The organism is Pantoea sp. RIT-PI-b (assembly GCF_001187905.1).
Taxonomy (GTDB): Bacteria; Pseudomonadota; Gammaproteobacteria; order Enterobacterales; family Enterobacteriaceae; genus Pantoea; species Pantoea nemavictus.
This window is the reverse complement of the sequence record NZ_LGIS01000007.1, coordinates 169,561-182,393: the sequence shown is the minus strand read 5'-3', so window position 1 is coordinate 182,393 and position 12,833 is coordinate 169,561. Positions and strand designations below refer to the sequence as shown.

The following is a 12,833-nucleotide window of genomic DNA, read 5'->3' as shown; positions in this document are numbered from 1 at the left end:
ATAGTAGTAGGGATTACAGCTTTTGCTGGCTCTTGTGGTTGATATATCGCCAAAAAGAGAAAAAAACAGCGGAATTAGGAGGAGTCTGTATCCGATAAAACAGGGCCAGTGAAAACCACTGACCCTGCAGGCAATGCCGATTAGTGCTCGCGCGTTTTGCGGAATCTCACGTCAGGATAACGCTCCTGGGTGATATTGAGGTTCACCATGGTTGGCGCGATATAAGTGAGGTTATCACCGCCATCCAGCGCCAGGTTCACTTCGTTTTTACGCTGGAAATCGTCGAATTTTTTCGCGTCATCACACTCAACCCAACGGGCGGTTGAGACGTTGATGGCTTCGTAAATCGCTTCAACGTTGTATTCGCTTTTCAGGCGCGCCACCACCACTTCGAACTGCAGCACACCGACCGCGCCGACGATCAGATCGTTGTTATGTACCGGACGGAACACCTGTACCGCGCCCTCTTCCGACAGCTGCACCAGCCCTTTCAGCAGCTGTTTCTGCTTCAGCGGATCGCGCAGACGAATGCGACGGAACAGCTCTGGCGCGAAGTTCGGAATGCCGGTGAACTTCATGTTTTCACCCTGAGTAAAGGTGTCGCCGATCTGGATGGTGCCGTGGTTGTGCAGACCAATGATGTCGCCCGGATAGGCCTCTTCCACGTGCGAACGGTCGCCCGCCATAAAGGTCAGCGCATCGGAGATCACCACATCTTTACCGGTACGCACCTGACGCAGCTTCATGCCTTTTTCGTACTTGCCGGACACCACGCGCATAAATGCCACGCGGTCGCGGTGTTTCGGGTCCATGTTTGCCTGGATCTTAAACACGAAGCCGCTGAATTTCTCTTCTTTCGCTTCCACCAGACGCGTGTCGGTGTTGCGCGGCATCGGACGTGGCGCCCACGAAACCAGGCCATCGAGCATATGATCGACGCCAAAGTTACCCAGCGCGGTACCGAAGAATACCGGGGTGATTTCGCCGCTCAGGAACAGCTCCTGATCGAACTCGTGCGAAGCGCCCTGCACCAGCTCCAGCTCATCGCGCAGCTGCTGTGCCAGATCTTCACCTACCGCCGCGTCCAGCTCTGGATTCGCCAGACCTTTAACAATGCGCACTTCCTGAATGGTGTGGCCTTTACCGGTTTGATACAGGTAGATTTCGTCGTTATAGAGGTGATAAACCCCTTTGAACAACTTGCCACAGCCAATCGGCCAGGTGATTGGCGCGCAGGCGATTTTCAGCTCGCTCTCCACTTCATCCAGCAGCTCCATCGGATCGCGGATGTCACGGTCGAGTTTGTTCATGAAGGTGATGATCGGCGTATCACGCAGGCGCGTCACTTCCATCAACTTGCGGGTACGATCTTCGACGCCTTTCGCAGCATCGATCACCATCAGGCAGCAGTCGACCGCCGTCAGCGTGCGGTAAGTATCTTCGGAGAAGTCTTCGTGTCCTGGAGTATCCAGCAGGTTAACGAGGCTATCGCGATACGGGAACTGCATCACCGAGGTGGTGATGGAGATACCACGTTGTTTCTCCATCTCCATCCAGTCTGATTTCGCGTGCTGATTGGAGCCGCGGCCTTTGACGGTACCGGCGATTTGAATCGCCTGTCCGAACAGCAGCACTTTTTCGGTGATTGTGGTTTTACCGGCGTCCGGGTGCGAGATGATCGCAAAGGTACGGCGGCGCGCCACTTCTTCTAAAAAGGGAGCATTAGACATGAGTGAATTCTTCTTCAAGGGCAACGCGCGGGCGGCGCGCTGCGATAAATCGTTTCGGGGTCATTCCGCGGGATAACGCGGCCAATGGCGACGCAGTAGCGTCAGTTCACAGCAAGAGGTGCGCGATCTACATTGGCGGCAGTCCTGAAATCCCATCAGTAATTGAGGCGGCATAGCATACAATATTTCGCCGAGGGGGGGAATCGCTGGTCAGGGCGAGGGGAAACAATCACAACTAACCCAGAACCCGCACCACCGCCGCCTTAAAGATCTTCACGCCAATCTCCAGCGAGCTCAATTCAAAGCGCATATCAGGATGATGCAGGCCCGGCACCAGATTGGTTCCCAGCCCCCAGAAACCGGCCTTCACCTGCGGATTTTTCACCGGGTAATAGAAGAAATCCTCGCTGCCCGGCGTGGTTTTGGTTTCCAGCAAACCCTCTTCGCCCAGTACATCAACAATCGCCGCGCGAATCACGGCAGTGGCTTCCTCGTGAATTTCCGCGGCCGGCATCTCTTTCAGCACCACCACGTCCGCCGAGGCACCCAGCGCCGCCACGCTGTGCTGAATCGCCAGCGTCACCTTCTCTTTCAGCAGGTCCATGGGCGCGTTTTCCTGCGAACGCAGATCCCACACCACGCGCGCCTCATCCGGCACCGAGTTGGTCACACCGGCATCACACAGGAAGCGCGTCGCTTTGACGCTCCAGGTTAAACCTGGCGGCAGATGGATAGCGTTAACCGCCTGCACCGCTTGTACCGCCGCGTCCAGCGCGTTAACGCCCAAATGCGGACGCGCGGCGTGCGCGGGAGTCCCTTTAATCGTCGCTTCCAGCGTACTGCAGGCGGAGTAGATCACCGCCGGCGTCGCCTGCCCCACGTGACACTCCTCCAGCGGGCGCACATGGAAGCCAAGAATCATCTCCACATCATCAAGCGCGCCGCCTTCTATCATCGCCAGCGCCCCGGCACCCAGTTCTTCGGCGGGCTGGAACAGCAGTTTCAGGCGTCCTCTCTTAATTGCGCCCTCTTTCAGCAGCTGTTGCGCCGCCGTCAGCACCACCGAGGAGTGACCATCGTGACCGCAGGTGTGGCGAGCACAAGCCACGCCATTAATGATATGCCCCAGCGCATCCATATCCGCACGCAGCGCCAGCACCGGGCCAGGTTTGCCGCTGTCGATTTCCGCCACAATGCCGGTGGTGTTATTAATGCCGCGCGTCACCTTAATGCCGGCACTTTCCAGCTGATCGGCAATATAAGCGGAGGTTTTAAATTCCTGAAAACCCAGCTCAGGGATTTCATGCAGATAATGGTAATGCTCTAAGACGTTGGACACCGCTAAGCTCCTGACAAGTAAAGGCAAGCCTCAGCATCGCCCGATGTGCAGCTATAATCAATCCAGCGTGAATGAAAATTAGTCAAAGTTGAGAACTCCTCGCATTCAACAAGTGGAATAATTCCATTTACAATCAATAAGATAAATTCAACCTTTTTACGAAAAAGCCTTCACAAAAAAGTATAGATTGATGCATAATTCGCCGTACTTCACCTAATAAATTAAAAAGGAATCAGCCATGTTAACTGCTGAAATGACCTCTCGTTTGAACGACCAGCTGAACCTCGAATTCTTCTCTGCCAACCTGTATCTACAGATGAGCGCCTGGTGCAGCGACAAAGGCTACGAAGGTGCCGCTTCATTCCTGAAAATGCACTCACGCGAAGAGATGCAGCACATGCAGAAGCTGTTCGATTACGTCAGCGATGCAGGTGCTCTGCCGGTTCTGGGCAGCATTGCCGCACCGGCAATTAGCTGGACTTCACTGAATGACGTGCTGGAAGAAGCGCTGAAGCATGAGCAACTGATCACCAAAAAAATCAACGAGCTGGTGCACACCGCATTAACCACCCAGGATTACTCGACCTTCAACTTCCTGCAGTGGTACGTGGCAGAGCAGCATGAAGAAGAGAAACTGTTCAAAACCGTGCTGGATAAACTGGCGCTGGTGGGCAACAAAGGCGAAGGCCTGTTCCTGGTGGACAAAGATCTCGGCCACATGTCCGTCGACGGCCACGGTGCATAATAATAAAGATTACCCACAGCAAAACAGCAAACGCCCGACATGTCGGGCGTTTTTTTTGGCTGCGTTCAACATTGCGCAATAAATTGCGCCGCTACACTACATGCACGAATCTGTAGCGGCGCGATTTATCGCGCGATTTTAATCCAGCTCTTTCAAACGCAGTTCCGATGGCTGTGGACGCCCAAAGAAATAACCCTGGAACAGCGTACAGCCCTCTTCGCGCAGCTTGGCGAACTGCTCGCTGCTCTCCACACCTTCGGCGGTGATCTGAATATCCAGGCTGCGGCTCATGCCGGTAATGGCGCGGATAATCGCCAGCGCCTCGCGGCTGTCGCCCATATCGTTGATAAACGACTTGTCGATTTTGATCTTGTCGAACGGGAACGAGCGCAAATAGCTCAGCGATGAATAGCCGGTGCCGAAATCATCCAGCGCAATCTGCACGCCAAGGGTTTTCAGGCTTTGTAGCGTGCGGATATTGCCAAGCGTATCGTCCAGCAGTACCGATTCGGTGATCTCCACTTCCAGCCGATGCGGTGCCAGCCCTGATTCCCGTAACGCCCCTTCCACCACCGAAACCAGCGAGCTGTTTTTGAACTGCAGCGGCGACAGGTTAACCGACACCGATTGTTGCGTGCCCCAGCTCTGCGCTTCGCGGCAGGCTTCATACAGCGCATACGCGCCGAGCATATGGATCAAGCCGGTCTCTTCAGCAATGGGGATGAAATCATTCGGCATGATCAGCCCCTTAATCGGGTGATGCCAGCGCATCAGCGCTTCATAGCCAATAATGCCTTTCTCGTCGGTGATCGGTTGGTAATAGAGTTTGAGCTGGCGACCGGTGATCGCTTCCCGCAGATCGTTCTCGATCACGCGACGGCTGCGCGCCTGATCGTCCATCTCCATGGTGAAGTGCTCGAAGCGGTTGCGCCCATTGCGCTTGGCTTCATACAGCGCCATGTCGGCGCAGCGCAGCATATGTTCCGGCGTATTGGTGGCTTGCGAGGTCAGCGCGATGCCAACGCTCAAGCCCACCGACAAGTTATGCCCTTCCACGTTAATCGGCGGACGAATCGCTTCGATCAAACGTTGTGCCACCACCGCCGCTTCATCCGCGCTGCGCACATTCGGCAGCACAATGGCAAACTCATCGCCACCGATGCGGGCCAGGGTATCGTGATCGCGCAGCGCAGTTCGCAGGCGCTTTGCCACCACGCGCAGCAGGTCGTCACCAATCTGGTGGCCGAGCGCATCGTTGACGTTTTTAAAGTTGTCGAGATCGAGACACAGCGTGGCGCTGGTGTGGCCGTTCTGGTTATCCACGCGCAGCGCTTCGCTCAGCTTCTGGCGGAACAGCACGCGGTTTGGCAGGCTGGTGAGGTTATCGTGGTGCGCCATATGGCGGATGCGCGCATCGGCTTCGCGCTGGTCGGTCACATCTTCCACAATCAGCATCACGTAGTTCTGCCGCATATCTTTGCCGCTGATGGTGGTGGCGCGGGTATGCAGAATGCGCTCGCCGCCGGCGGTTAGCATCAGCTGTTCGCGCGCATGAATACCTTCGCTGCGCAAGGCCACATCCGCCAGGCTATTGAAGTAATCCCCCAGCTCGGCCGACATGCACTCATGCGGACGTTTATGCATGATCAGCGCTTTATTGACGCCAAACAGCTGCTCGGCTTTGTCATTCACCATCAAAATTTCGCGGCTGATGGCGTCTTCAACAATCACGCAAGACGGAATATTACTGATGATGGTGTCAAGGAAGCCCGACAGCTCAGACATCTTCGCGCTCTGCGTCTGCGCTAAATCGCGCGCACGCAGCAGCTGCTGCTCATTCTCACGCCGTTCAGTGATATCGCGGGTAATTTTGGCGAAACCAATCAGTTTGCCGATTTCATCGTGGATGGCCTCGATAACCACATGCGCCCAAAACGCCGAGCCGTCTTTGCGGTAGCGCCAGCCCTCATCTTCGAAACGGCCGGTTTTTAACGCAATCCCGAGGTTGGCTTCGGGCGCGTTGGCATTGCGTTCGGCGGAGCTGTAAAACACCGAGAAGTGCTGACCGACAATCTCGTCGGCGATATAGCCTTTGGCGCGCTGAGCACCACTATTCCAGTTCACCACGCGGCCCTGCACGTCCAGCATATAGATGGCGTAATCGCGCACGCCCTCCACCAGCAGGCGGAAGTTTTTCTCCTGCTCATGCTGTTTGCGCAGCAGCGCCTGCTGCTCAGTACAGTCGCGGGTGATTTTGGCGTAGCCGATCAATTTACCGGCATCATCGCGAATCGCATCAATAATCACGTGCGCCCAGAACGCGCTGCCATCTTTGCGATAGCGGTAGCCTTCATCTTCGAAACGGCCAGTTTTAAACGCGGTGGTAAGGTTTTTTTCCGGGATGTGATTGAGGCGATCCTGCGCGCTATAGAAGCGTGAGAAGTGCTGTCCGACGATCTCTTCGGCCACGTAGCCTTTCGCGCGCTGGGCGCCTACGTTCCAATTTTCAACGTTGCCGTCCAAATCGAGCATGTAGATGGCGTAATCGCTGACGCCCTCCACCAGCATGCGAAAGCGCTGCTCCTGCTCGCGCTGTTTACGCTGTTGTTCCTGCTGTTCGGTGCAGTCGCGGGTGATTTTGGCAAAACCCATCAGCTCGCCATACTCATCCCGAATCGCGTCGATCACCACATGCGCCCAAAACGCGCTGCCATCTTTGCGATAGCGCCAGCCTTCGGTTTCGAAGCGCCCCGTCGCTGTCGCCACCGCCAGCCCGCGCTGCGGCGCGCCGTTTTTACGATCGTCTTCGCTGTAGAACAGCGCAAAATTCTTCCCAACAATTTCATCGGGCGTGTAGCCTTTGGCGCGTTGTGCCCCGGCGTTCCAGTTCGCCACGGTGCCATCGGGTTTGAGCATGTAAATGGCGTAATCCACCACGCTCTGCACCAATAATCGGTACATGACGTCAGAGTTATTATTCATTGTTATTCGCCTATTGCTGGCCTGGTATTATTCAGAAATATTAAGAAAATTCTTAATTAGCATGCAGACTTAAGCGCAAATACGCAGCGCTGACAAGCGCTATTCATCCACAGACAAATGTTGGTAGGTCAGTTATCGGCAGTGGCGAGAAAATGTTCAGCGGGATACTTCAGCAATCAGCAACTGTTGACGGTAAAAACCGTTATGCCTGCCACGGCAAAACGCCCTGCGGCAGGCGGCGCGTCAGCCTGCTAGCAAGCGCCATTAATAAGAAAACCACGAGGATCATCAGGCAGCCCACCGCCGCCGCCAGCGAAGCCGATCCGCCTTCATCAAGAAACACGATGGTCGGTCCGATAGTTTGCGTTTGCGAGGTCACCAGCAGTATTGAAACCTGAATCTCATTCAGCGCCGTGAGAAATACCAGCACACTGCCGGCCAGGGCCGACGGCGCCGCCAGCGGCAGTAAAATATCGCGCATGCGGCGCATGAAACCCGCACCGCACAACCGCGCGGCTTCATCCAGCGCCGGTTCCAGTTGCGCAAATCCCGCCAGCGTCGGACGCAACACCAGTGCGAGAAAGTTCGCCAGATAAGCGGCAAGGATGATCCATACCGTGCCGTACAGCGACACATTGATCATCGGCAGCGGACGCAGGAAGAACAGCATCGCCGCCACGCCGGTGACAATGCCCGGCAGCGCGTAGGTCAGTTCACTTGCCAGCCACAGGCCGCGCACTAATTTGCTGCGACGCCAGCTGAGGAAGTAAGCGAGAAACAGCGCGCAGAAGGTCAGCAGCAGCGCCGTTAGCGTGGTCAAGCCCAGGCTGGTGAGAAAAGCGTGACGCACCGCCGGATATCCCCACAACGCGGCGCGGAAGTTCTCCAGCGTCAGGGTTTGCCAGCTCAGCGCCTGGCCGAAACCACGGGTTAATGCGGTGATTAGCAAAGCGCTGAGCGGTAATAACAAGGTCAGCGCCATCCACAGCCAGGCGGCGCCGGCAATCGCCATCCGGCCACGCCCCAGCGATTGCTGCCACACACGCGGCGCACCGTTGACGCGCACATCATGTCGCCCACCTAACCACGCGCTGGCCGCCATGCCCGCCAGCGTAATTACGGCAATTAACAAGGCGTAAACGGCGGTATTCGGCAGCGCACTCGGACCAATGCCATTCAGCTGTTGATACACCAGCGTGATCAGCGTCGGGACGCGCGCCGGAATCCCCAGCATCGCCTGTATGCCGAAGTTGCCTGCGGCCGCGACAAAGGTCAGTGCGGCACCGGCAAAAATCGCTGGGCGCGCCAGCGGCAAAATAATCGTGAACAGCACGCGCGCCCGTGAGGCGCCACTGGCCTGCGCGGCTTCGACCAAATCAGCCGGCAGCCGCCGTAATCCCGCGCGCACGGTGAGAAACACCAGCGGCGCATTATGGGTACCCAGCAGCAACACCATGCCGCTTAAGGAGTAGAGCGGCTGTTCGCCCGGCGCAAACCACGGCCATCCCAGACGGGCAAACAGCAGCGCCAGCGGACTGCCGGGCGCCAGCGCCTGCAGCCACGCCAGCGCCGTCACCTGCGGCGGAATCATCAGCGGCAGAATAAAGGCAAACACCCAGGCGGTTTTGCCGCGCATATCGCTGAGCGCCACCAGCCACGCGGCGACGGTGCCCAGCAGCACCGAGATAAGGGTCGAACTGAGCGCAATGAACAAGGTATTGAAGCTGGCGATCAACACGCGATCGCTCGCCAGCAGACGCGTCAAGCGCGCCAGATCCGGCACGCCGTGCGGCGCAATCGCGGTCCACACCAACCGCAGCAGCGGCGCGACCGAGAGCAGGCCAATCAATAGCACCAGCAGCGCCAGAATGAGCCGTTCGCTGTTAAAGCCCAGGCGTTTAGCGCCGCGCGCCGTGCTACGCCATTCGTTGCTCACCACGCTCATGATTAGCCGCCAAACAGCGCGGTAAACTGCTCGCGCACTGCGGCGTCTTCTTTAATCGCTTGCGCTACGTCCGGCGACAGCAACTTAATTTTGTTGATGGGCGTGAAACCTTCCGGCGCCGCGATACGATCGTCAACCGGACGGTTGCCCTGCTCAACCACGAGTTTCTGGCCCGGCTCGGACAGCAAAAAGTTCACGAACGCTTTGGCGGCAGGCAGGTTATGCACCGATTTCATGATCGCTACCGGTTCGGTGACGTAGGAGACGCCCTCTTGCGGATAAACCAGATCAACCGGCGAGCCCTTTTTCTTCGCCAGAATCACATCGGCGTCGGTGATGATGCCGTATTTATCCAGCCCGCTGGCCACCGCCTTCAGCGCCGGACCGTTGCCGCCCTGCGGCGCAACACCCAGCGCCGCCAGCTTTTTATAGAAGCTCCAGCCAATTGACGGCGTGTTGATATCGGTGTGCAGCTTGTAGAGCGCCGCGCCGGAGTACAGCGGGCTTGGCACCGCGATCTGGCCTTTATTGGCTTCGACCGCCAGCGCACTCCAGCTGTCAACCGGCTGCGCGTGCTGGGTGTTATACGCAATCACCGTGGCGATAATTTTGGTGCCAAAGAAGGTCTTGTCCTGGTCGTAGAACGACGGATTGATGTGGCTGAGCGGCGCATCGTTGTAGGTGTAGAGCTGGTTCTCATTTTTCAGCGCGCCAAGGTTAATGGCATCGGCAATCAGCAGCACGTCCGGTTTGGCCTGGCCGCTCAGCATTTCGGTACGCAGCACGTTCATCAACTGCGTGGTGCCGTTGCGCGTCCACTCCACCTGCACATTGGGATAGGCGGCTTTAAATGCATCCATGGTTTGCTGCGCAATCTCCGGCGCCTGCGAGGTGTAGACCACCAGCTTGCCCGCTGGCGCCGGTTCGGCATGAGTGACGGCAGAAACCAGTAAACCGCTGGCTAACATCAAAACGTTGAAGGTAGTACGCATCGCATGTCCCTGAGTAGAAGAAGGTTAAGAAGGAAGAATCCAGCCGTCGCGCAGCGCCACACCGAGGGTCGCGTCGACAGCGGGTAAAGATTGATCGGCCAGCAGCAGCGTGAGGCGGGATTCGGGTGCAGCCAGCGGCGTGACGTTGAGCTGATGATGGCCGCCGCGATAGATCACCCGCTGTACGCGAGCGGCAAATTGCGGCTCGCCGGGCTGAGCCAGACGAAAATCCACCGCGTGGAAACTGGCCTGCGCCTGTGGCTGCGGGCGCTGATGTGGCGCACAGCGTAACGCCATGCGCACCCCAAACAGCGTGGCAAAGGCGCGGCCCTCGCCGAGCGGTTCAATATCGCTGATGGGCAGAACTTTGCCGTCATCAATAAAGCGCGCGACCATGGCATTCGCCGGCTCGCGCCACAGCGTTTGCGGCGTGGCGAACTGCATTACGCGTCCGCCATCCATCACCACAATGCGATCGGCCAGCGCCATCGCTTCATGCTGATCGTGGGTGATGTAAAGCAGGGTGGCGTGACTGTGGTGATGGAAGCGGCGGAACTCCTCTTCCATGGTGGCACGCAGATGAACATCGAGGTTCGCCAGCGGCTCGTCGAGCAGCACCAGCGTCGGCTGCGCCACCAAACAACGGGCGAGCGCCACGCGCTGACGCTGGCCGCCGGAGAGATCGGCGGGACGACGTGCCGCGAAGTGTTCTAATCCCACCAGCTCCAGCGCCTGCTGGGTGCGGCGCTCGCGCTCAGCACGTGCTACGCCGTTCACCTTCAGGCTGTAGGAGACATTCTCCGCCACCGTCATATGCGGCCATAGCGCGTAGCTCTGGAACACCACGCCAAGCTGACGATCTTCCGGCGGCAGATGCACGCCCGGTGCGGCAAAGCAGCGATCGCCAACGTGGATTTCGCCTCCATCGGCGGTTTCGAAACCGGCCAGCAGGCGCAGCAACGTGGTCTTGCCGCAGCCCGACGGGCCCAATACGGCGATAAATTCTCCCTGCGCAATCTGCAGCGAGATGTCTTGCAATACCGGCTGCGCCGCAAAGGATTTGCACAGCCCGCGCAGTGTGATTGACGCCATGTTTGCGGCCTTTCTCTGACAGTCCGGCTAAGACCCTACGACACTCAGATGACAGCGCCGTGACATCATTGTCCGCCTAGGTTGTAGCGGCGCAATTTATTGCGCGTTCTCCAGGAGAGCGGAGTGTACAGAGCGCGATAAATCGCGCCGCAACGAGGACGTGCGTGCTGCAAGCCGATTCACAGATGCATCCCGATATAGCGCTCATAGCGCGCGGGCTTCACGCGGGTGAGATCCACCAGCACCAGGCCATCAATGCAGTTATTGAAATCGGGATCGCTGCCGAAATCGATAAACTGCACGCCGCCCGGTTCGCACACCTCGGAGTACTGTTTGTAGAGCGTAGGAATGGCAGTACCGAGATTGGCCAGTAGATGTTTGAGACGCCGCAAATCTTCGCTGTAGTTATCGCCGGTGAACTGGGCCAGCACTTCTGGCAGCGATGCCGGATAGGGACGACGTGAGGTGGCCAGCGGCAGTTCGGTGGGGAAGTAGAGGCGATAAAACGCCACCAGCAGATCGCGTGCAGCCAGCGGCATACCGCCGGAAATCGAGACCGGACCAAACAGATAGCGGGTTTCCGGATAGCGGGCGATGTAGGCACCGATGCCCATCCACAGATAATCGAGGCCGCGTTTGCCCCAATAAGCGGGCTGAATAAAACTGCGCCCCAGCTCCAATCCCTGATTAATGATCGGCAACATGCGCGCGTCGTAGTGGAACAGGCTGTCGCTGTAAATCCCCTCCAGCCCACGGCGCGCCAGCTGTTCGGCACCCGGAATAAAGCGATAAGCACCGACGATCTCCAGCGCATCGTCATCCCACAGAATCAGGTGATAGTAATCATCATCGTATTTATCAAGATCGCGACGGCGACCGCTGCCCTCGCCCACCGCGCGGAACGCGACTTCGCGCAAACGTCCCAGTTCACGCAGCAGCGGTACCCAGCTGGCGCCGTTGCGCCGCCACAGATAGATCTGTTTGCCATCGGGCAGCGTGCCCAGACGCTCGCTCTCCAAAAGCGCTTTTTTCAGTTCAGCGCGATCTTCAGGACGCGCAATCGCCGCTTCGGTCTGGAACAGGCCGCGACGGCCCTGACCAATCCGGTAGAGATGTTTGCGCAGCCGCTTCGCCAGCTCTTTGCCCGGCGTGTGGCCATCGTGCCAGTTGGCAAACGGGATCTGCTCGCCGATATGCAGTTTGATGCGTGACCCGCGCTGGCGGAACATCTCGCGTACCAGCATTAACAGCGCCAGCGGCGAGGCGATTTTGGCCGCCGCGTAGAACGCCAGGCTGTTACGGCCCACCACGTGCACCGGCACAATCGGCGCACGGGCGCGGGCCGCGAGGCGCAGAAAGCTGTGATGCCAGTGACGATCGCGCACACCACGGCTGGAGAGGCGCGACACTTCGCCCGCCGGGAAGATAATCAGCACGCCCTGATTATCAAGATGCTGCTGCATGCGCGTGAGCTGCTCGCGGCTGGTGCGGTTGCCCATGTTATCCACCGGCAGCATCATGTTGTTGATCGGCTCCAGCATCATCAACATGCGGTTAGCCACGATTTTCACATCGCGCCGCACCTGTGAAACCGCCGCCAGCAGCGCCAATCCATCCAACGCACCGAGCGGATGATTCGCCACAATCACCACCGGCCCGCGCGTGGGGATCTGCTCTAAATCACGCTCGCTCAGTTCGCAGCGCACATCCAGGTGATCCAGCACTTGCTCCACCATGTCCACGCCTTTGAGGTGGCGATAACGCGCGGCAAATGCCTGGAATTCATGCTCGCGAACCGCCCATTTCAGCGCGCTTTTTTGCCAGTTCGCCGCCTGATGACCTGGCCAGTAACTATCGAGAAGCTGATCAACTGAAAACATCATTCACCTTTTATGCGCCGCGGTTTATCGCCTCGACGTTAAAACGGCTTGTTTTCAGATTTATGACTCGCGTCCTGTTACGGCGGAAAAAAAAGCAACGTGCTTTGTTCTCGCGCATAAAACCGATC

At 57.8% G+C, this 12,833-nt stretch carries 8 protein-coding genes; 1 reads left to right on the top strand and 7 read right to left on the bottom strand.

The features are described from left to right. Positions 1-140: 140 nt before the first annotated feature. Complete coding sequence (gene prfC, locus AC790_RS00950; protein WP_049850654.1) at positions 141-1,730, bottom strand: peptide chain release factor 3; 1,590 nt, start codon at positions 1,728-1,730, stop codon at positions 141-143. A 235-nt stretch (positions 1,731-1,965) separates the two neighbouring features. Further along, the gene (locus AC790_RS00945) at positions 1,966-3,069 is read right to left on the bottom strand and encodes a M20 peptidase aminoacylase family protein (RefSeq protein WP_049850653.1); all 1,104 of its coding nucleotides are present in this window, start codon (positions 3,067-3,069) and stop codon (positions 1,966-1,968) included. A gap of 238 nt (positions 3,070-3,307) precedes the next feature. Between AC790_RS00945 and ftnA the strand changes: the two genes are divergently transcribed. Beyond that, a complete protein-coding gene (gene ftnA / locus AC790_RS00940) occupies positions 3,308-3,814 on the top strand; it encodes a non-heme ferritin (RefSeq protein ID WP_007893200.1) in 507 nt (168 codons plus the stop codon). Positions 3,815-3,952: 138 nt separating this feature from the next. On the opposite strand, the gene AC790_RS00935 is transcribed toward ftnA, so the two are convergent. The 5 genes from AC790_RS00935 to AC790_RS00915 form a co-directional block, all read right to left on the bottom strand. Continuing rightward, positions 3,953-6,796 (bottom strand): EAL domain-containing protein, encoded by a 2,844-nt coding sequence (locus AC790_RS00935; RefSeq protein ID WP_049850652.1) that lies wholly within the window; start codon positions 6,794-6,796, stop codon positions 3,953-3,955. Positions 6,797-6,998: 202 nt separating this feature from the next. Beyond that, the gene (locus tag AC790_RS00930; protein ID WP_049850651.1) at positions 6,999-8,741 is read right to left on the bottom strand and encodes an iron ABC transporter permease; all 1,743 of its coding nucleotides are present in this window, start codon (positions 8,739-8,741) and stop codon (positions 6,999-7,001) included. Between the two features lie 2 nt (positions 8,742-8,743). Next, the gene (locus tag AC790_RS00925) at positions 8,744-9,733 is read right to left on the bottom strand and encodes an ABC transporter substrate-binding protein (RefSeq protein WP_049850650.1); all 990 of its coding nucleotides are present in this window, start codon (positions 9,731-9,733) and stop codon (positions 8,744-8,746) included. A gap of 24 nt (positions 9,734-9,757) precedes the next feature. Beyond that, entirely contained in the window at positions 9,758-10,825 is a 1,068-nt protein-coding gene (locus AC790_RS00920) for an ABC transporter ATP-binding protein (protein WP_049850649.1), read from the bottom strand. A gap of 179 nt (positions 10,826-11,004) precedes the next feature. Next, complete coding sequence (locus AC790_RS00915; RefSeq protein WP_049850648.1) at positions 11,005-12,705, bottom strand: lysophospholipid acyltransferase family protein; 1,701 nt, start codon at positions 12,703-12,705, stop codon at positions 11,005-11,007. Positions 12,706-12,833: the final 128 nt, after the last annotated feature.